Raw genomic sequence first — 20,448 nt, forward strand, 5'->3', positions numbered from 1 at the left:
GACGGCCCCGCGATCCGTCCGATTAGGCCATCGGCAGGCCCCGCCCCCGGGCGGTACGGTCGACGGGCCCGGCATCGACACCACAGCCAGGAGGAGTCCATCGTGAACGATTGGCGGATCTACCGTGGTGCCGGTCTTCCGCACGACGAGATACAGCGGCTGCCCGCCCCGCCGCCCTGGCGCGACTTCTCGGCCGGCAGCGCCGACGACACCCTGGCCGGCTCCGACCGCAGGCTCGGCGTCAAGCGCAGACTCGTCCAGAACCACCACCCCCGGCCCGCCGAGACCGACGCCGTCAACGCCGCCCTCTACCTGCGGCGCCCGCTCCTCGTCACCGGCAACCCCGGCACCGGCAAGTCCACCCTCGCCCACGCCGTCGCCCACGAGCTGCGGCTCGGCAGGGTGCTCCGCTGGCCGATCGTCAGCCGGACGACCCTCCAGGACGGTCTCTACCGGTACGACGCCATCGGACGTCTCCAGGACGTCCAACTGGAGCGCGCCCAGGCCGGATCGCCGGGCTCCGCCGCGGCGGCCCCGGCCGGCATCGGCTCGTACATCCGGCTCGGCCCCCTCGGCACCGCGCTGCTCCCCTCCGACCAGCCCCGGGTGCTGCTCATCGACGAGCTCGACAAGAGCGACCTCGATCTGCCGAACGACCTCCTGAACGCGCTGGAGGAGGGCGAGTTCGCCATCCCCGAGCTGGAGCGGCTCGCCGACCGGGAGCCCGTCGTGGAGGTGCTGAGCGACGACGGCCGCAAGGTGGCGGTGATCGGCGGGCGGGTCCGCTGCACGACCTTCCCCTTCATCGTCCTCACCTCCAACGGCGAACGGGACTTCCCCGCCGCCCTGTTGCGCCGCTGCATCCGGCTGGAGCTCGAAGCGCCCGGCGAGGAGCAGCTCCGCGCCATGATCGAGGCCCACCTCGGGACCGAGACCGCCGCGGGGGAGGGGGAGCAGGGGCTGGTGCAGCGCTTCCTCAACCGGGAGCCCGGCGAGGTGATCGCCACCGACCAGCTCCTCAACGCCCTCTATCTGACCCAGCACGCCTCCCGTGCCGAACGGGTCACCAGGGAACGCATCGCCGACATGCTCATGCAACCGCTCGATCAGCCGAGGTGACGGACGGATGCACCGGATGCATCTGGAGGAGCTCACCCGCAGACTGCGGGCCGGCGGTCAGGACCCCACCGCCGAGGACATCGCGGACGCCCTGTGGCTGTCCCGGTGGCTCCCCGGCCCTTCCTCGGAAGGGGAGGAGCCCGAGGGCGCGGGATCCGCGGGGGCGGAGCGGCCGGGTGCCGACCGCCGGCCGGGGACGGCCGGGGACGGTTCGGGCGACCGGCGGGACCCCGACCGGGGCGAGACCGGCGCCTTACGCGGGGGAGCGACCGCCGGGCACGCGGGCGCGCGCGAGTCCGTCTCCCTCCACATGGCCACCGGAGTCACCGGGGCCGCCGGTGCCACGGGCACCGCCGGAGTCACCGGGCCCGGCGCCACACACGGCCCACGGCGTACGGAGCGGGGCGCGACCCTGCCCGTCCGCGCCCCCGGCGCCAACGCCCTCCCGGGACTCCTGGGCCTCCAGAAGGCCCTCCGTCCCCTCCGGGCCTACGCCCTCGCACCGCACCGCCCCGGCGAGGGGACCCTCGACGAGGAGGCCACCGCCGAACGCAGCGCCGCCGCCGGCATCCTCACCCCCGTCATGCGCCCCGCCGCCGGCCGCCGCCCCGACATCCAGCTCCTCATGGACACCGGACCCGCCATGGTCGTCTGGAGCAGGATGGTCGAGGAACTCCGCCAGGCCTGCCAGCAGTCCGGCGCCTTCCGGGACGTCCAGGTGCACCGTCTGTACGACACCGGCGAAGGCCCCCCGCTCGTCACCACCACCTCCGGCGCCGACGGCCGCCCCCGGCTGCGCCCCGTCGACCAGCTCCACGACCCCACCGGCCGCCGGCTCACCCTCGTCGTCAGCGACTGCGTCGGGCCCCTCTGGCAGCGCGGCGCCGCCCAGCGCTTCCTGCGCCAGTGGCCCCGCCACTCCCCGCTCGCCCTCGTCCAGCCCCTGCCGCCGCGCCTCTGGCCCCGTACCGCGCTCCCCGCCGAACCCGGCGTCTTCCAGCGCTCCGCGACCCCCGGCGGCCACACCGCCTTCCGCTCCGACGACGAACCCTGGGGCCCCCTCGTCCCCGGCCGCCGGGCCGTCCCCGTGCTCACCCCCACCCCCGAGGCCTTCGCCTCCTGGACCCGGCTCCACACCGGGCACGGCGGCAACGCCGTCCGCGGCTGGGCCGCCTGGCTCACCCCCGAACCGGCGGAGCCGCGCGCCCCGAGGACCCCCCGCGCCCCCCGGAGCGACGACGACCTCCTGCGCGCCTTCCGGGCCGGAGCGTCCCCCGGCGCGCTCCGGCTCGCCGTCCATCTCGCGGCGGCCCCGCTGACGCTGCCCGTCATGCAGCTCGTCCAGCGCGCCATGCTGCCCGACACCGGCCCCATGGAGCTCGCCGAGGTTCTGCTGAGCGGGCTGCTCCGACGGCTGCCCGGCCCCACCCCGTACCCCTGCTTCAGCTATCCGCCCGGCATCCAGCAGCACTTCCTCGGCTCCCTCGACCCCAGCGCCGCCGCCCTCGTCCTCAAGCACTGCTCCGCGTACGTGGAGCGCAATTTCGGCCAGGGCATGCGCAACTTCCCGGCGCTCGCCGCCGCTCGCCTCGCGGGAGCCGACGCCGAGACCGAGACGAGCGGCGGGACCGGCGGCGGGACCGGCGGCGGGACCGGAGGCGGCCGGGCGACGGGCCGGAAGCACGGCCGGGCCGCCGACCTCCCCGAGGAGACCGAGGCGACCGACGAGCCCCTGGGGCCCGACGGTGCCGAGACCGAGCTCTTCGCCCGTATCCCCGCGCGCGTACTCCGCTTCTACCACCCCGACCTCGTCACACCCGACCCGCTCACCGAAGCCCGCCGTCTCCTCGCACAGGGCCGCGGCCAGTCCGATCCGGCCCTCCTGGCCGGTGCGCGCGAGCGGGCCGAGGCGGCCCTCCCGGCCGAACCGGTCGAGGCCCGGATCGTCCTCGCCCGCGCCCTGTACGCCGAGGCGGGCACCGCCGCCGCCCGGCGCACCGGCCGCCGTCCCGAGCTGCTCGGCCGGGCCGCCGACACCCTCGTACGGGCCGGGGAACTCGCCAGGACCGGCGAGGAGGCATGGGCCGAGGCCAGGCTCGAACTCGCCGTCGTCCACCACGCGCTGTGGCGGGACACCGACGAGACCGGGCACCTCGACGCGGCCCTCACCGCCCTCGCCGAGGACGCCGACCGCTGGCCGGAAACCGCGCGTCACACCCTCCATCTGCGCCGTGGCCGGCTGCTCCTGGCCCGGGGTGACGGCGAGGAGGCGGCCGGTGAGCTCACCGCCGCGCTCACCCTCCACGAGAGCGCCGCCGCCCTCCTCGACCTCGCCGACGCCCTCCACCTCGCCGAGGCCGCCCCGGGCCGGATCGGTCTCGTCCTCGACCGCGCCGAACCCCTCCTGGGCGACGCGCGCGCCCTCCGGCTGCGGTTCACCACCGCCCGCGCCCGGCTGTACGACAGGGAGGGCGACGGGGCCGCCGCCGACGCCGCGTACGAGGAGGCCACCCTGCTCGCCCCCGCCGACAGCGAGCAGCGCGGCCCGCTCCTGCTCGCCTGGGGCGGATCGCTGCTGCGCCGTGCCGCGGCGGGGACGGGCACGGCGCCGGTCGACCGCGCCGAAGGCGTCCTGCGCGAGGCCCTCACCCGGATGCCCGCCGGAGCGCCCGAGCGGGCCAGGGCGCGGACCCTGATCGGCAGCGTCCTCGCGCTCCGCTTCCACCGCGCCGGGTTCCTGCCCGACCTCTTCGAGAGCCGCCACGTCCTCGAACAGGCGCTCCGGGGCACCCACGACCCGGGCGAGCGCGCCGAGGTGTGGCTGCAGCTCGGGCGGGTCCGGCTGGAGTTGGCCGAAACCGCGCGGGACGGGGTGATCGGCGAAGCCCTCGCCGCGTACCGCAACGCCGGGGAGGACTCCCGCACCGCCCACGGCGAGGACCCGGGCACGGTCACCGGCGCCCGCGCGCTGCACGCCCAGGGGGCGGTGCTCGTCCTGATGGGCCGCCCGGCGCGGGCCCGTACGGTGCTGCTCGCGGCGACCGCGCGGTGGCGGCGCCTCACGGGAGAGCTGGTGGAGGTCGACTGGGACGACGTGGAGCGGACCCGGGCACTGCTCGCGGGGGTGGAGAGCGCCGGGGCGCGGGAAGGGGTACCGCTCACGTCCGAGGAGCGCCGTCTCGTCATGCCTCCGTGGTGGTCCTGGACGGCTGGATAACGGGGGCGCACATGGGGGCAGTTGAATCGTATGGGTTTCCGGTCTCCTGGGGTCGGGAAGAACCGCCGCACCGCTACGACCGTGGGGGACAGCGTCGGTGAGGAGGAGCCGGGAGTGTGCCAGCGCACGGGGTGGGCGACGGGTGTCCGGCGGGATGCCGTCCGGTCATCGCATCTGTCCGATCTCGCGACCGTCGACCTGCGGACCCTGCGGGTCATGGACGACGCCGCCCTCGGGGCGGCGGTGGAGAGAGTGCTGCTCCGTCCCTCGGATCTCGTCGCGTCCTGGACCGAGGACGAGTTCGTCGGCTGACGGCCGGGTCGCCTCGCCCGACGTCCGTACGGGGCGATCGTTTTCGGCCGTATCGACGACCGGTTGCCGGTCGGGCGTCCGGAGCCGGGAGTGATCACCGCTCCGCCGGACCCGGCGGTTCTCGCGGGTCTCGCCACCACACGTCCCGGACCGGCCGGGGCGTCCTTTCTGCGCACCGGGCTGCACGCCCGCCGGCTGCTCCTGCTCAAGACCCTCCTGGTGCGGGTCCGGCGTCACCGTGAGGCGGTGGCGCCCGCGGTGCTGCGCGGCTTCGAGGCGGGCTGGCTCCTGTTCGAACAGGCCGAACGCGCCCGCCCGGACGTGGTCCGCGCCACCCTGGACTACCCGACCACCGGCACCTGGCTCGCCACCGCGCTCACCGAGCCGCCCGGAGCCGGCCTCGACGGCCACCTCGCCCATCTCGAACTGCTCGCCGTCACCGCCGCCCTGCGCGCCGGCCTGCCCCTGGACCTGGTCGTCGAGGCCCCCGGCGGGGTGATCCCACTTCCCGGTCTCGGCCGGGTCGAGGCCGGCGGCCCGGGGCCGGTCCGGATCGACGCGCGCGGCCGCTCGGTACGGATCGGGGGCGGGTACGGCGCGGGCTCCCGGGCCGTGCTCCGCCGCCACGCGCGCGGCTCCGGGCGGACCCTGACGGGCAGCGGTCCCGGCTGGCACGGGCTGTGTGCCCTGCCCGGCGGCGTGACCCGGCTGGAGGACCTCGACCCGTACCGGCTGCCGCCGGGCATGGGCATGCCGGCCCGTGCCGCGGCCGACCGCGCCGACACCGACCACGCCGGCTGGGCGGGCAGCTGGACCGCCGCCCGCGGGCTGCTGCGCGCGACCGACCGCGCCCGGGCCTTCGAGGTGGGCCGCTCGGTGGACGCCGTCGTGCCGCTCGTCCCGCTCGGCACGCGCTCCATCGGGGCCACCCTGGGTGCCGCTCCCGGAGCCATCCTCATGACGCCCGCCGCGGGCGCCCCCGACATGGTCGAGACCCTCGTCCACGAGCTGCACCACAGCAAGCTCGCCACGCTCCACGAGCTGGTCCCGCTCCACCGGACGCACCCGCCGGACCGGGCACCCCCCACCTACCGGGTCGGCTGGCGCAGGGACCTCCGGCCGGTCGCCAGTGTCCTCCAGGGCGCCTACGCCCATCTGGCGCTCGCCGACCTGTGGCACCGGGCCGGCCGGGCCACCCGCGCCTCCGGGGTGCCCGGACCGTGGCGGATCCACTCCGTACGACAGTTCGACCACATCCACGATCAGGTGGTCGAAGCTCTTGCGATCCTGCTTGAATCCGATGAACTGACCAATGAGGGAAGGGAGTTCGCCCGGCAAATGAGGAAGCATCTTGCGAGCCTCAGCTCCGGCCGGCGAGCCCTTGCGTAACACTGTGCCCACGGCACATGACACTGCGTTGCGCGTGAGCGGGACGGGAGATGCACACATGGCGGAACAGCGGTCGGGCGGCGCTTCGGCGGACCACGGTGGCAGAGCTGCTCCCGAGCACGTCCTCGTCGTCTTCCCCGGCTACCACCGGCCGTGGGCGGCCTGGATCAACCAGCGGCTCGACACCCACGGTGTCCGCGCCACCCTGCAACGCTGGGACCCGCCCCGCGAAGTCCCCCTGGAGGACTCCCTCGGCGACCTGCTCCTCGCCCGCGGCCGGGTCCTCCTCGTCCTCGACGACTGGTTCTTCGAACTGGGCCCCCGGCCGGCCGGCGAGTGGAACGACGTCCTGCGCGGCTTCGTCGCGAGCCAGGCCGACCGCTTCGCCGCCGTCAACCTGACCAACCGCACCCTCCTCCCCTCCACGGCCGTCCTCGAACCGGTCAGCCTCTGGGGCGTCGGCGAGGAGGAGGCGGAGGCCCGGCTCCTCAGCAGGCTCGACATCGAACCGCGCCGTTCCCCCGCCCGCAGGATCGCGCCGGGCGCCCTCGTCCGCTACCCCGAGACCCCGCCCGACATCTGGGGCGAGGTGCCCCGCCGCAACCCCCGCTTCACCGGCCGCGACGACCTCCTCACCGAGCTCCAGGAACGGCTCATGGACGCCGAGCGCGGCAACGCCGCGTACACCCTCCTCGGCATGTCCGGCATCGGCAAGACGCAGATCGCCGCCGAGTACGCCCACCGCTTCAGCTCCGACTACGACGTCATCTGGTGGGTCAGCTCCGACGACCGGAACGTCCAGCGCGACCGCCTCGGCGAACTCGCCGTCGCCCTCGAACTGCCCACCGGCAACGAGCCGGGCGAACGCATCCGCGCCGTCCGCGAAGCCCTCCGCCGCGGCGACCCGCACGGCCGCTGGCTCGTCGTCTTCGACGGCTGGGACGACATCAGGGACGTCGACGTCATGATCCCGCAGGGACCCGGACACGTCCTCATCACCTCCCGCAACCACGCCTGGCGCGAACACACCGACGTGCTCCCGGTCCGCAACTTCGACCGCGCGGAATCCACCGCCTACCTCATGCGCCGGGCCCCGCACATCACCGCCGCCGAGGCCGACGAGGTCGCCGCCGAGTTCGGCGACGTGCCCCTGCCCCTCGTCCAGGCCGCCGCCTGGCTCGGCGAGTCCGGCATGGAGGCCTCCGAGTACCTGCGCATGGTCCGCGAGGGACGGCTCTCCACCGTCGACGAGCCGAGCACCGGCGACGGCATGCCCAACACCTCCCTCACCTCCTGGTCGATACTGATCAACCGGCTCCGGCGCGCCCAGCCCCAGGCCATCGACATCCTCAGCCTCTGCGCCTCCTTCGCCCCGGGCCGCATCCCCCTCGGCATCGTCCGCGCCCACCCGCAGGCCTCCCTCCCCGAGGACCTGCGGTGGATGGCCACCGACCTGCCCGCCTGGACCCGGGCCCTCGACACCCTCGTCAACTACTCGGTCCTCACCCGGGAGACCCGCGGCCCCGTCACCAGCGAGGAGGCCGCGCCGCAGCAGGAGTCGATCCACATGCACCGGCTGGTGCACGACATCGTCTCCCGGCTCACCGACGGCGAGCACCGTGACGCCCACCGCAAGGCCGTCCGCACGCTGCTCGCCGAGGCCGACCCGGGGAACCCGACGGACAGCCGCAACTGGCCCCGCTACTCCGAGCTCCTGCCCCACCTGGAGCCCTCCGGGGCCCTGCGCAGCACCGACCCGCGGATCCAGACCACCGTCCTCAACTGCCTGCGGTACTGCGACCGCAGCGGCGAGCACAAGGCGGGCACCCGGCTCGCCGAACGCATCCGCGGCAGCTGGAGCGGCTTCATGGACCCGCTCTCCCTGCACATGCAGGAACTCACCACCGTCGAAGGCGACATCCTGCGTCGCAGCGGCGGCTTCCGCGAGGCGTACGAACTCGACCTCGCCCGCCGCACCCTGCTCGCCGCGGCCGACCACCCCGACGAGCTCGGCGACCTCAAGTCCAAGATCTGCATCGCCCGCGACCTGCGGTTCCTCGGCCAGTACAAGGAATCCGAACGCCTCCAGCGCGAGGTCCTCGCCGAGGCCCAGAGCCTCCTCGGCGAGACCCAGCAGCTCACCCTCGCCGCCCGCCACAACATCGGCGTCGTCCTGCGGATGCTCGGCCGCTACCGGGAGGCACACGAACAGGACGCCGACACGCTCTCCCGCTGCGAGAACATCCTGCGCCCCCACCACCCCTCCACCCTCAACTCCAACAACGCCGTCGCCCAGGACCTCCGGCTGCTCGGCCGCTACCGCGAGGCGCTCGGCCGCCAGGAGGCCAACGTCCGCCTCCATGTGAAGATCCTCGGCGCCCAGCACCTGCAGACCCTCTACGCACGCAGCCAGCTCGCCCTCTGCCGGCGCCGCGAAGGCGGCTTCAAGGACGACATCGGCGCCGTCATGGCCGGAGTCCTCGACCACCTCGAACAGGCCCAGGGACGCGGCCACTACCTCACGCTCTCCGCGGTCACCAACTACGCCAACTACCTGCGCGAACACGGTGACCTCGACCGGGCCCGCGAACTCATCAACGAGGCCGAGGCCGGCTACCGCGCCCTGCTCGGCCCCGCCCACCCCGTCTCCACCGGCGTCCTCGCCAACACCGCCCTCGTGATGCAGTCCGCCGGCGAGCGCACCGAGGCCATGACCATGCTGGAGGCGGCGCTCGCCGGGCTCACCGCCGCCCTCGGACCCGACCACCCCTGGGTCCTCGGCTGCGCCCTCAACGCCACCGCCGCCCGCAACTTCAACGGGCGCGTGTCCGACGCCGCGGAACTCAGCAGGGACACCCTGCGCCGGGCCCGCCACGTCATGGGCAACGAGCACCCGCTGACCCTCTCCTGCCAGGTCTCGCTCGCCACCGACCTGCGCGGGCTGCGCGAGACCGAGGAGGCCTCGAAGCTGGAGGAGGACGCCCTGCTCACCCTCACCAGGACGCTCGGCGCCCAGCACCCGCACACCCTCTCGGCCCGCCAGCGCAACCGGCCGTACTGGGACTTCGAGGCCAACCTCTGACGTACGGCGGGACGGAACGCCGGAGGCCCGGCACCCCCTCGGGGGTGCCGGGCCTCCTCACGCGGTACGACGATCAGGCGTCGAAGACCTCGTTGACCAGCTGCTGCTGCTCCGCCTGGTGGCGCTTGGCCGAGCCGACCGCCGGGGACGAGGAGTGCGGACGCGAGATCCGGCGCAGGCGCTCGCCCGCCGGGATGTCCGCGCCGACCGCCAGGTCCAGGTGGTCGATCAGGTTGAGCGCGATGAACGGCCACGCACCCTGGTTCGCCGGCTCCTCCTGCGCCCAGATGTACTTCGCCGCGTTCGGGTACTTGGCGATCTCGGCCTGGAGCTCGGCACCCGGCAGCGGGTACAGGCGCTCGAGGCGGATGATCGCGGTCTCCGTGTCGCCGCGCTTCTGACGCTCGGCCTCCAGGTCGTAGTAGACCTTGCCGGCGCAGAAGACGACCTTGCGGACGTCGGCCGGGTTCGCCGTCGCGTCACCGATCACCGGGCGGAAGCCGCCGGTGGTGAACTCCTCCACCTTGGACGCCGCGGCCTTCAGACGCAGCATCGACTTCGGGGTGAAGACGATGAGCGGCTTGTGGTGCGGGTTGTGGACCTGCCAGCGCAGCAGGTGGAAGTAGTTCGACGGCAGCGTCGGCATGGCGACCGTCATGTTGTCCTGGGCGCACATCTGGAGGAAGCGCTCCGGGCGCGCGGACGAGTGGTCCGGGCCCTGGCCCTCGTAGCCGTGCGGCAGGAGCAGCGTGACGCCGGAGGTCTGGCCCCACTTCTGCTCGGCCGAGGAGATGAACTCGTCGACGACGGTCTGCGCGCCGTTGACGAAGTCACCGAACTGGGCCTCCCAGACGACCAGGGCGTCCGGGCGCTCCAGCGAGTAGCCGTACTCGAAGCCCATCGCCGCGTACTCGCTGAGCAGCGAGTCGTAGACGTTGTAGTGGGCCTGCTCCTCGGTCAGGTAGAGCAGCGGGGTGTAGTCCTCGCCGGTCTCCTGGTCCACCAGGACCGCGTGACGCTGACCGAAGGTGCCGCGGCGGGAGTCCTGGCCCGAGAGACGGACCGGGGTGCCCTCCATCAGCAGGGAGCCGACGGCGAGGGTCTCGCCGAAGCCCCAGTCGATGGTGCCGTCGTCGATGGAGGCGGCACGGCGCTGCATCTGCGGCAGCAGACGCGGGTGGACCGTGATCCGCTCCGGGATGGTGACCTGCGACTCGGCGATCCGCTTCACGACCTCCGCGGAGACCGCGGTGGTGACGCCGACCGGGAACTCGGCCTGGGCGTCCGGGACGTGCACCGAGGACGTGGTGGCGGTGGTGGCCTCGCGGACCTCCGCGAACACCTTCTCCAGCTGGCCCTGGAAGTCCTGGAGCGACTGCTCCGCCTCTTCGAGGGTGATGTCGCCGCGACCGATGAGCGACTCGGTGTACAGCTTGCGCACCGAACGCTTCTTGTCGATCAGGTTGTACATCTGCGGGTTGGTGAACGAGGGGTTGTCGCCCTCGTTGTGACCGCGGCGGCGGTAGCAGATGAGGTCGATCACGACGTCCTTGTTGAACGTCTGGCGGAACTCGAAGGCGAGGCGCGCGACGCGGACCACGGCCTCCGGGTCGTCGCCGTTCACGTGGAAGATCGGCGCCTCGATCATGCGGGCCACGTCGGTCGCGTACATCGAGGAACGCGAGGACTCCGGGGCGGCGGTGAAGCCGACCTGGTTGTTGATGACGATGTGGACCGTGCCGCCGGTGCGGTAGCCGCGCAGCTGCGACATGTTCAGCGTCTCGGCGACGACACCCTGGCCGGCGAAGGCCGCGTCACCGTGCAGGGCGACGGGCAGGACGGTGAAGTCCGTGCCGCCCTTGTTGATGACGTCCTGCTTGGCGCGGACGATGCCTTCCAGGACCGGGTCGACCGCCTCCAGGTGCGAGGGGTTGGCGGCCAGGGAGACCTTGATCTCCTCGCCGTCCAGGCCGGTGAAGGTGCCCTCGGCGCCCAGGTGGTACTTGACGTCGCCGGAGCCGTGCATCGACTTCGGGTCGAGGTTGCCCTCGAACTCGCGGAAGATCTGCGCGTACGACTTGCCGACGATGTTCGCCAGGACGTTCAGCCGGCCGCGGTGGGCCATGCCGATGACGACCTCGTCGAGGCGCGACTCGGCGGCCGAGTCGATGACCGCGTCGAGCAGCGGGATGACGGACTCGCCGCCCTCCAGGGAGAAGCGCTTCTGGCCGACGTACTTCGTCTGCAGGAAGGTCTCGAAGGCCTCCGCGGCGTTGAGCCGGCGCAGGATCCGCAGCTGCTCCTCGCGCTCCACACGGGAGTGCGGGCGCTCGACGCGGTCCTGGATCCACTTGCGCTGCTTCGGGTCCTGGATGTGCATGAACTCGACGCCGGTGGTGCGGCAGTACGAGTCGCGCAGCACGCCGAGGATGTCGCGGAGCTTCATCATCGACTTGCCGGCGAAGCCGCCGACCGCGAACTCCCGCTCCAGGTCCCACAGGGTGAGGCCGTGCTCGGTGATGTCCAGGTCGGGGTGCTTGCGCTGCTTGTACTCCAGCGGGTCGGTGTCGGCCATGACGTGGCCGCGGACCCGGTAGGAGTGGATGAGCTCGAAGACGCGCGCGGCCTTGGTGACGTCGTCGTCGTGCGACGCGTCGATGTCCTTGAGCCAGCGGACCGGCTCGTAGGGGATGCGCAGCGCCTTGAAGATGTCGTCGTAGAAGCCCTGCTCGCCGAGGAGGAAGTTGGCGACGACGCGCAGGAACTCGCCGGAGGCGGCACCCTGGATGACCCGGTGGTCGTACGTCGAGGTCAGGGTCATGACCTTCGAGATGCCCAGCTTGTTCAGGGTGTCCTGGGAGGTGCCCTGGAACTCGGCCGGGTAGTCCATCGAGCCGACGCCCATGATGACCGACTGTCCGGGCATCAGACGCGGCACGGAGTGGACGGTGCCGAGGCCGCCGGGGTTGGTCAGGGAGACCGTGACACCGGTGAAGTCCTCCATCGTCAGCTTGCCCACCCGGGCCCGCTTGACGATGTCCTCGTACGCCTGCCAGAACTCGAAGAAGTTGAGCGTCTCGGCCTTCTTGATGCCCGCGACGACGAGCTGGCGGTCGCCGTTGGGCTTCACCAGGTCGATCGCGAGACCGAAGTTCACGTGCTCCGGCTTGACCAGGGTCGGCTTGCCGTCCTTCTCCGCGAAGGAGTAGTTCATCGACGGCATGGCCTTGATCGCCTGCACCATCGCGTAGCCGATGAGGTGCGTGAAGGAGATCTTCCCGCCCCGGGCGCGCTTCAGGTGGTTGTTGATCACGATCCGGTTGTCGAAGAGCAGCTTCACCGGGACGGCGCGGACGGACGTGGCCGTCGGCACCTCCAGGGAGGCGTTCATGTTCTTCGCGACCGCGGCGGCGGGGCCGCGCAGCGTGATCAGCTCGGGGCCGGCGGGGGCCGCGGCAGCCGGAGCGGCCTTGACCGGGGCGGGAGCGGCGGCGGCGGGCTTCGCGGCGACCGGCGCGGCAGGGGCCGCGGCGGGCTTCACGGGAGCCGGGGCAGGCGCCGCGACCGGAGCGGGCGCGGGAGCCGGAACGGCCGCGGGAGCGGCAGGCGCGGCCTGTGCGGGGCCCGCCTGCGGCGTGGCGGGCACGCTCGGAGTGGTGGGTGCCGGGGCGGTCGGGGTCTCCGACGCTCCGGGCTTGTAGTCGGCGAAGAAGTCCCACCAGGCACGATCGACCGAATTCGGGTCCTGGAGGTACTGCTGGTAGATCTCGTCGACGAGCCACTCATTGGCACCGAAGGCGGCTGCGGGGCTCTTGCCCTGCCCGTCCTGGTCGGTCGGGGAGCTCGGGGTACTGGGGGACTGAGACGACACGGCGGCAACCGCCCTCTTCCGCTTCACAAGGTGATGGACAGCGGAAATAAAGGCTACGCCTGTCCGGCCGAGAGGTGCAGGCGGGGAGCGCCAACGTCGTGCAAGTCACACTTGACGAGGTGTTTCGGCGCCGTGAATGGCGGGAAACAACCGGGGTTCCGCAGGTGTGAGGGTACGGAAAAGCGCGAGTGCGGCCCGCTTCGACCGCACCCCTGATCACGTCCTGCTCATGTACACGCAGAACGAGCCCTTCCGGTTCGAACCCTACGTCAATCTCGCGGACGAGGGCTGCCCGGAAGAGTGACTCTGATCCGGCAGCCACGTGATGATTCGGCCACCCCGATCCCGCCGCCGTGCAGATCCACGGCCCAGCGCGCGATCGCGAGCCCGAGCCCCGTGCCGCCGTCGCTCCCCGGGCCCTGCCGGAGCGGCGCCGCGCCCCGGTTGAAGCGCTCGAAGACCTTGTGCCGCTCCGACTCGGGGATGCCGGGACCCTCGTCCTCGACCTCCAGCTCCAGCGAGTCCGGGTAGGGGCCGCGCCGGGCCCTGACCGTGACCCGGCCGTGCGGCGGCGAGTGCTTCACCGCGTTGTCGATCAGGTTCGCCATCACCTGGTGCAGCCGCTCCGCGTCCGCGTGCGCCATCAGCTCGGGCGGCGACACGTCCAGGTGCAGATGCACGTCCGTGCGGTTGTGCAGCCCCGAGGTGGACGAGAGCCCGCGCTGCGAGGCGGCCAGGTTCGCTTCCCGCAGAACTCCCGACAGATACGGCCAGACCTCGAAACGGCTCGCCCTCAGCGCCACGACACCGTTGTCAAGACGTGACAGATCGAGCAGCGTCTCCACGAGCCGGCCGAGCCGCTCGGTCTGCTTCAGCGCCGACCGCATGGTCTCCGGATCCGCCTCGGACACCCCGTCCACGACGTTCTCCAGTACGGCCCTGAGCGCGGCGATCGGAGTGCGCAGCTCGTGCGACACATTGGCCACCAGCTCCTTGCGATGCCGGTCGACGGCCTCCAGATCGTCCGCCATGCGGTTGATCGTCGACGCCAGGTCGCCCAGCTCGTCCCGCCGGTCCGCGCCCCGCACCCGACGGGTGAAGTCGCCGCGCGAGATCGTCCCGGCCACCGTCGTCATCTCGTCCAGCGGCGCCGTCAGGGACTGCGCCACGAACTGGGTGATCAGCAGGGTCGCGATCATCGCGAAGATCGTGATGTACCGGAACTCCGTGGAGGTGCGGATCGCCATCAGCGCGAGACCGGAGGTCAGCAGGACCGCCCCGACGACCAGCGTGCCCAGCTTCGTCTTGATCGAGATCGAGATCCGGCGCGGCCTGGGCGTCCCGCCTCCCGGCCCTCGCCGCACCCGCTGCCCTCCGGGCTCCCGCCGGCTCACAGCGCCGGGGTCTCCAGCGCGTAACCGACGCCGTGGACCGTGCGGATCCGCTCGGCCCCGATCTTCCGGCGCAGCGCCTTGATGTGGCTGTCCACGGTCCGGGTGCCCGAGGCGTCCGCCCAGTCCCACACCTCGGCGAGCAGCTGCTCGCGGGAGAGCACCGCCCGGGGCGTGCTCGCCAGGCAGACCAGCAGGTCGAACTCGGTCGGGGTCAGGTGCACGTCCTCGGAGCGCACGCGGACCCGGCGCTGCGCGTGGTCGATCTCCAGCTCGCCCAGCCGCAGGATGCCGCTGCGGGGGGTGACGGCCGCCAGCGCGGCCCGCTCCACCCGGCGCAGCAGCACGTGCACCCGGGCGGCCAGCTCGCGCATCGAGAACGGCTTGGTCATGTAGTCGTCCGCGCCCACGCCGAGGCCGACCAGCATGTCGGTCTCGTCGTCGCGGGCGGTCAGCATGAGGACCGGGACGGGGCGCTGGGCCTGGACCCGGCGGCACACCTCCAGGCCGTCGAAACCGGGCAGCATCACGTCCAGGACCATCAGGTCCGGCTGCCAGGCCTCGGCCGCGTCCACGGCCGCGGGTCCGTCGGTCGCGGTCTGCACGAGAAAGCCCTCGGCGCGCAGCCGCGCGGCGATCGCCTCCACGATCGTGGCGTCGTCCTCGACCACGAGCACCCGACGCTGGGCCCCCGGAGTGGCCGCCGCACCGTGGTGAGTGGTGTGTGTCTGCTCCATTGCCCCGCCTCGCGTCGCCGATGTCGGCTCAGCAGCCTAGAGGTACCGGTGGCGTCCCGGCTATCCAGGAGTTATTCGGGACGGACGCCGAGGTGGACCGCGTCGGGGACGCCCCGGGCAACGGGGATCTCTTCCGTCCGTACCCCGCTGAATCCGGCATTCCGCAAGGACCCTTCGAAATCGGCGGAGGGTCTGGCCGACCAGACGGCGAGTACTCCACCGGGGTTCAGGCGGGCCGCGCAGGCCGCCAATCCCTCGGCCGTGTAAAGGGATTCGTTGTCCTCGGTGACCGTCCAGCCGGGCCCGTTGTCGATGTCCAGACAGAGGGCGTCGTAGGTGTCCGGGGAGGCGTGGAGGTGGTCCACCAGGTCCGTGTGCAGGATCACGGTCCGGGAATCGGCGAGAGCGGCCCCGGAGACCGAGGCGAGCGGTCCCTGCCGGTGCCAGTCGATGATCGCCTCCTCCCGCTCGACGACCGCGATCCGGCCCCAGCGGGGGTCGGCGGCGGCGTGGGCGAGGGAGAAACCGACCCCGAGACCGCCGACGAGCACGGAGGCGCCGGCCCGGGACTTCTCGGGCAGCGCCGCCTGCGCCGCGTCGATCAGGAGCCGCTCCGAGCGCCCGTCGGAGGTGTCCATCAGGAAGGTGCCGTTGGCGATGATCTCGAAGTGCTCGTCCCGGCGGCGCAGCACGACCTCTCCGTACGGTCCTTCGCGGCGGTCGAGGGTCACGGGTTCTGACATGGTCGGTCGCTCCGTTCTCGTCTCGGCGGTCGGTCCCGGCCATCCTCGCGGGGCGGCGGCGACGAGGACAAATGGGTTACGGGGGAGGGGAGATGGGGTGCGGACAGCGGAAACGATTCATTTGGCGGAAACCTTTCGGGTCCCGGAAGCGGACCGGCCGGCGGAACGAGCCGGGTGCCTCCCGTCGGGCCCGTCGGGACCGGCCCGCACGGCCCGCCTCCCTCTCGCGGCCGGATGCCCGCGAAACCGTCGGGTACACCCCGAGGTGACGGACTGGCTTGATCACGGCCCCACGGAAGGCGCCGCGCGGGCCGTGCGCCGCGCCTCCACGACTCCGCCGGGCAGGGCGCGGGAGCGCGGACAGAGCCGGGTCGGATCCGAGCGGGACGGCCTCACGGGACCGGAACCTTGTCCGGATCACAGCCCTTCGCGGCGAGATAGCGCCCCAGGGAGTCGCGCTGGGCGGCCGGGGACCTGGCGCGGAGCCGGTCGATGTACGGCTGGGCGGCGGTGGGGCCGACGCCATGGCCGGGCCTCCCCCTGCGGGGCGCAAGAGTCTCACGCCCCCTCTCGCGCGCGGGTCCGCGTTCGGTTCACGGAGGTCTTCACGCGCGCGTGGCGTGGTCCGGTTCGCGGCTCGGCCGAGAGGGCCGGCGCCCCGCCCTCAGGGGTTCGTCGGCGGGCCGCCGTCCGGCAGGGCGGCGAAGACCCGCTGGAGGGCGGGCGGGCGTTCGCCGTCGGCGGCGACGACGAGACGGTCGCGGTACGTCACGTAGTACTGGAAGCCGTCGGCGATCGGGCTGCCCGTCGGCCGCTCCGGGACCCGCGCGTAGGCGGGGTCCTCCAGGGCGGCACGGAGTTCCCCGGCCTCGGCCGGGGTCTGGTGCCCGGTGCGGGGCGGCTTGGTGCCGGAGCGGCTGGTCCAGGAGCCGTCGTAGTGAACGACGAGCCGGTTGCGGACGCCGGCGAGCCCGCCGTTGACGACCACCTCGACGAGGACCTCGTCCGGCCGCGGGTCGGCCGTCGGAGTGCCCGGGGTGGTCGTGGTGGTCGTGGCGCTCGGCACGGGCGGGGTGGTCGGAGTGGCGCTCGGCACGGCCGGTCCGCTCACCCCCGACGGCGGTCCGCCGGGCGCGGGCGGGGTTTCGGGCCCGCAGCCGCTCACGCCGCCGATCAGGACCCCGGCCAGAAGCAGGGCCCCGCACCACGTCCGCCGTACGCCTCGCACCATGGACCGAGCATGCCGGGTGACGGGCACCGCGCGCAGCCGGACGGCCAGGATTTCCTACCGGACTGCTCGGCCTTCCGCGGGGAGGCACCCGGCCTCCCGTCCACGCGGCCGTGCCTCCGGCCCGGCCCCCGACCGGACTGCTCAGCCTTCCGTGCGGACGATTCCGGTGAGCGGGGCCCGGTAGCGCCAGTCGAGCGAGTCGTACAGCGCGAGGCCGTCCGTGGTCGCGGCGAGCACTCCGGTCTCCGCGCCCGCCTGGGCGGCGGCGGCCTCCAGGGTGCGCATGACGTTCGCGCCGAGGCCGCGCCGCCGGTGGGCCGGGTCGGTCTCGATCTGGTCGGCGACGGCGGTGGAGCCGGTCGGGGCGATCTGGCCGCGCGCGGCGAGGGCGCCGTCGGGGGTGAGGATCCGGACCAGGACGACCCCGTCCCGGACCTCGGTGGTCCGGGCGTATCCCTCGGGCGGCGCGGGCCGGGCGCCGGGGTCGAGCCGCTTGACCATCATGAAGCCCGGGTCGTCGGGGACGGTCCATCCCTCGGTGATCCACGCGCCCGCGTCCTCGGGGCCGGCCATGATCTTGAGCCAGCTGTACGGGGCGGTCAGCCGGGTGCAGAGCGCGCCGACCGAGGCCGCGTCGGGTGCGGGCAGGACATGGCGTACGACGTGCTCGGGCAGGCCCACGTCGATCCGGTAGCCCCAGGGCTCGGTGACGGCGGCCGGGGTCCCCCGGGAGGCGGTCCAGCCGGTCACCCATGCCGATGTAATAGCCGCGATGTCCATAGAGGTATTACAGCGAGAGGAAGCGGCATGTGGAAGAGTGATCGCTCAGAGCGAACAGGCGTCCGGGAACATTCATGGGCTCACATGCATTGAGTCGGCATAGCTCAACTTGACTGCCGAAGGGGAGATCATGGCTTCTGACTCCAAGCCGTCCGTGCCGCTCACTCTGCCTGTGCTGCCGCTCGACGACGAGGTCGTGCTGCCCGGAATGGTGGTGCCGCTCGACCTGTCCGACAACGACGTGCGCGCCGCCGTCGAGGCCGCCCAGGCCGCAGCGCGGCCCGGCGCGGGCAAGCCGCGGGTGCTGCTCGTGCCCCGCGTCGACGGGACCTACGCCGGGACCGGCGTCCTGGGCACCGTCGAGCAGGTCGGACGGCTGTCCGACGGAGACCCCGGCGCGCTGATCCGCGGCATCGGCCGCGTGCGCATCGGCGCCGGTACGACCGGGCCCGGCGCGGCCCTGTGGGTCGAGGGCAGCACCGTCGAGGAGACCCTGCCCGACCCGCTGCCCGGTCAGGTCACCGACCTGATCAAGGAGTACAAGGCGCTGGCCACCACCTGGCTCAAGAAGCGCGGAGCCTGGCAGGTCGTCGACCGCGTCCAGCAGATCGACGGCGTCGGAGCCCTCGCCGACAACTCCGGCTACTCGCCCTTCCTCACCGTCGAGCAGAGGGTCGCGCTCCTGGAGACCGCCGACCCGGTCGCCCGGCTCAAGCTCGCCACCGCGCAGCTCCGCGAGCACCTCGCCGAGCAGGACGTCGCCGAGACCATCGCCAAGGACGTCCAGGAGGGCGTCGACAAGCAGCAGCGCGAGTTCCTGCTCCGCCGCCAGCTCGAAGCCGTCCGCAAGGAGCTCCGCGACCTCAACGGCGAGGCCGAGGGCGACGAGTCCGACGACTACCGCGCCCGCGTGGAGGCCGCCGACCTGCCCGAGAAGGTCCGCGAGGCGGCCCTCAAGGAGGTCGAGAAGCTGGAGCGGTCCAGCGACCAGTCCCCCGAGGGCTCCTGGATCCGCACCTGGCTCGACACCGTCCTCGAACTGCCCTGGAGCGAGCGCACCGAGGACCGGTACGACATCCCGGGCGCCCAGGCGGTCCTCGACGCCGAGCACGCGGGCCTGGAGGACGTGAAGGAGCGGATCACCGAGTACCTCGCCGTGCGCAAGCGGCGTGCCGAGCGCGGCCTCGGCGTCGTCGGCGGCCGCCGCGGCGGAGCCGTACTCGCCCTCGTCGGCCCGCCCGGCGTCGGCAAGACCTCGCTCGGCGAGTCCGTCGCCCACGCGATGGGCCGGAAGTTCGTCCGCGTCGCCCTCGGCGGCGTACGGGACGAGGCGGAGATCCGCGGACACCGGCGTACGTACGTGGGCGCGCTGCCCGGCCGGATCGTCCGCGCCATCAAGGAGGCCGGGTCCATGAACCCGGTGGTCCTGCTCGACGAGATCGACAAGGTCGGCTCCGACTTCCGGGGCGACCCGGCGGCGGCTCTCCTCGAAGTCCTCGACCCGGCGCAGAACCACACCTTCCGCGACCACTACCTGGAGGTCGAACTCGACCTCTCCGACGTCGTCTTCCTGGCCACGGCCAACGTCCTCGAAGCGATCCCCGAGGCCCTCCTCGACCGGATGGAGCTCGTCAGGCTCGACGGCTACACCGAGGACGAGAAGGTCGTCATCGCCCGTGACCACCTGCTGCCCCGGCAGCTGGAGCGCGCGGGCCTGGAGCCCGGCGAGGTCGTCCTGGAGGACGCCTCGCTGCGGAAGCTCGCCGGGGAGTACACCCGGGAGGCCGGCGTCCGCACCCTGGAGCGCGCCGTCGCCCGGCTGCTCCGGAAGATCACGGCGCAGCACGAACTGGGCGACCGCGAGCTGCCGTTCACGGTCACCCCGGACGACCTGCGGGACCTCATCGGCCGGCCGCACCACGTGCCCGAGTCGGCCCAGGACCCCGCCGAGCGCCGCACCGCCGTACCGGGTGTCGCCACCGGCCTCGCCGTCACCGGCGCGGGCGGCGACGTCCTCTTCGTCGAGGCCTCCCTGGCCGACCCGGAGACCGGAGCGGCCGGACTGACCCTCACCGGCCAGCTCGGCGACGTGATGAAGGAGTCGGCGCAGATCGCGCTCTCCTTCCTCCGCTCGCACGGCGCGGAACTGGAACTTCCCGTCACCGGCCTGAAGGACCGGGGCGTGCACATCCACTTCCCGGCGGGCGCCGTCCCCAAGGACGGTCCGAGCGCGGGCGTCACCATGACGACCGCCCTCGCCTCACTGCTGAGCGGGCGGCAGGTCCGTACGGACGTGGCCATGACCGGTGAGGTCTCCCTCACCGGCCGGGTCCTCCCGATCGGCGGTGTGAAGCAGAAGCTCCTCGCCGCGCACCGCGCGGGCATCACGACGGTCGTGATCCCCAAGCGGAACGAGGCCGACCTGGACGACGTCCCGGCCGAGATCCTGGAGAAGCTGGAGGTCCACCCGGTGACGGACGTCCGCCAGGTCCTGGAGATCGCGCTGGCCCCGGCCGCGGTGCCGGTGGGAGTGGCGGCGTAACAGCCCCGTGGCGAGCGGGGTGCCCTCGACCTGC

At 73.0% G+C, this 20,448-nt stretch carries 12 protein-coding genes; 6 read left to right on the forward strand and 6 right to left on the reverse strand.

The window, feature by feature from the left end; genetic code table 11:
- Window positions 1-102: 102 nt before the first annotated feature.
- The 5 genes from ACH4MY_RS13225 to fxsT all read left to right on the forward strand — a co-directional run bounded on the left by ACH4MY_RS13225 (window position 103) and on the right by fxsT (window position 9,119).
- Window positions 103-1,119 carry an AAA family ATPase gene (locus ACH4MY_RS13225; RefSeq protein ID WP_398001790.1) on the forward strand — a complete coding sequence of 339 codons (1,017 nt, stop codon included), beginning with the start codon at window positions 103-105 and terminating at the stop codon, window positions 1,117-1,119.
- A gap of 7 nt (window positions 1,120-1,126) precedes the next feature.
- Window positions 1,127-4,336 carry an SAV_2336 N-terminal domain-related protein gene (locus ACH4MY_RS13230; protein WP_398001792.1) on the forward strand — a complete coding sequence of 1,070 codons (3,210 nt, stop codon included), beginning with the start codon at window positions 1,127-1,129 and terminating at the stop codon, window positions 4,334-4,336.
- Between the two features lie 114 nt (window positions 4,337-4,450).
- Window positions 4,451-4,648: a hypothetical protein gene (locus tag ACH4MY_RS13235; protein ID WP_398001795.1), complete on the forward strand. Its 198-nt coding sequence runs from the start codon at window positions 4,451-4,453 to the stop codon at window positions 4,646-4,648.
- Between the two features lie 90 nt (window positions 4,649-4,738).
- Window positions 4,739-6,037: an aKG-HExxH-type peptide beta-hydroxylase gene (locus tag ACH4MY_RS13240; protein ID WP_398001797.1), complete on the forward strand. Its 1,299-nt coding sequence runs from the start codon at window positions 4,739-4,741 to the stop codon at window positions 6,035-6,037.
- 58 nt (window positions 6,038-6,095) lie between these two features.
- Window positions 6,096-9,119 (forward strand): FxSxx-COOH system tetratricopeptide repeat protein, encoded by a 3,024-nt coding sequence (gene fxsT / locus ACH4MY_RS13245; protein ID WP_398001800.1) that lies wholly within the window; start codon window positions 6,096-6,098, stop codon window positions 9,117-9,119.
- Between the two features lie 73 nt (window positions 9,120-9,192).
- Here fxsT and ACH4MY_RS13250 read toward each other — a convergent pair whose 3' ends face one another.
- The 6 genes from ACH4MY_RS13250 to ACH4MY_RS13275 form a co-directional block, all read right to left on the reverse strand.
- The gene (locus ACH4MY_RS13250) at window positions 9,193-12,990 is read right to left on the reverse strand and encodes a multifunctional oxoglutarate decarboxylase/oxoglutarate dehydrogenase thiamine pyrophosphate-binding subunit/dihydrolipoyllysine-residue succinyltransferase subunit (RefSeq protein ID WP_398001802.1); all 3,798 of its coding nucleotides are present in this window, start codon (window positions 12,988-12,990) and stop codon (window positions 9,193-9,195) included.
- A 269-nt stretch (window positions 12,991-13,259) separates the two neighbouring features.
- A complete protein-coding gene (locus ACH4MY_RS13255) occupies window positions 13,260-14,354 on the reverse strand; it encodes an ATP-binding protein (RefSeq protein ID WP_398001804.1) in 1,095 nt (364 codons plus the stop codon).
- 26 nt (window positions 14,355-14,380) lie between these two features.
- Window positions 14,381-15,118 (reverse strand): response regulator transcription factor, encoded by a 738-nt coding sequence (locus tag ACH4MY_RS13260; protein WP_073912321.1) that lies wholly within the window; start codon window positions 15,116-15,118, stop codon window positions 14,381-14,383.
- Window positions 15,119-15,189: 71 nt separating this feature from the next.
- Window positions 15,190-15,861, reverse strand: a complete 672-nt coding sequence (locus tag ACH4MY_RS13265) for a spermidine synthase (RefSeq protein ID WP_398001807.1) — start codon at window positions 15,859-15,861, stop codon at window positions 15,190-15,192.
- A 664-nt stretch (window positions 15,862-16,525) separates the two neighbouring features.
- The gene (locus tag ACH4MY_RS13270) at window positions 16,526-17,092 is read right to left on the reverse strand and encodes a hypothetical protein (RefSeq protein ID WP_398001810.1); all 567 of its coding nucleotides are present in this window, start codon (window positions 17,090-17,092) and stop codon (window positions 16,526-16,528) included.
- A 141-nt stretch (window positions 17,093-17,233) separates the two neighbouring features.
- Window positions 17,234-17,872 carry a GNAT family N-acetyltransferase gene (locus tag ACH4MY_RS13275; protein ID WP_398001813.1) on the reverse strand — a complete coding sequence of 213 codons (639 nt, stop codon included), beginning with the start codon at window positions 17,870-17,872 and terminating at the stop codon, window positions 17,234-17,236.
- Between the two features lie 130 nt (window positions 17,873-18,002).
- Between ACH4MY_RS13275 and lon the strand changes: the two genes are divergently transcribed.
- Window positions 18,003-20,414: an endopeptidase La gene (gene lon, locus ACH4MY_RS13280; RefSeq protein ID WP_398001815.1), complete on the forward strand. Its 2,412-nt coding sequence runs from the start codon at window positions 18,003-18,005 to the stop codon at window positions 20,412-20,414.
- Window positions 20,415-20,448: the final 34 nt, after the last annotated feature.

The organism is Streptomyces sp. NPDC017246 (assembly GCF_044331325.1).
Lineage (GTDB): Bacteria > Actinomycetota > Actinomycetes > Streptomycetales > Streptomycetaceae > Streptomyces.

What these genes read in the sequence shown, in the direction of transcription:
- ACH4MY_RS13230 (WP_398001792.1), top strand. Translation starts at nt 1,127, where the DNA reads ATGCACCGGATGCATCTGGAGGAGCTCACCCGCAGACTGCGGGCCGGC.
- fxsT (WP_398001800.1), top strand. Translation starts at nt 6,096, where the DNA reads ATGGCGGAACAGCGGTCGGGCGGCGCTTCGGCGGACCACGGTGGCAGA.
- ACH4MY_RS13260 (WP_073912321.1), bottom strand. Translation starts at nt 15,118, where the DNA reads ATGGAGCAGACACACACCACTCACCACGGTGCGGCGGCCACTCCGGGG.
- ACH4MY_RS13265 (WP_398001807.1), bottom strand. Translation starts at nt 15,861, where the DNA reads ATGTCAGAACCCGTGACCCTCGACCGCCGCGAAGGACCGTACGGAGAG.
- ACH4MY_RS13270 (WP_398001810.1), bottom strand. Translation starts at nt 17,092, where the DNA reads ATGGTGCGAGGCGTACGGCGGACGTGGTGCGGGGCCCTGCTTCTGGCC.
- ACH4MY_RS13275 (WP_398001813.1), bottom strand. Translation starts at nt 17,872, where the DNA reads ATGGACATCGCGGCTATTACATCGGCATGGGTGACCGGCTGGACCGCC.
- lon (WP_398001815.1), top strand. Translation starts at nt 18,003, where the DNA reads ATGGCTTCTGACTCCAAGCCGTCCGTGCCGCTCACTCTGCCTGTGCTG.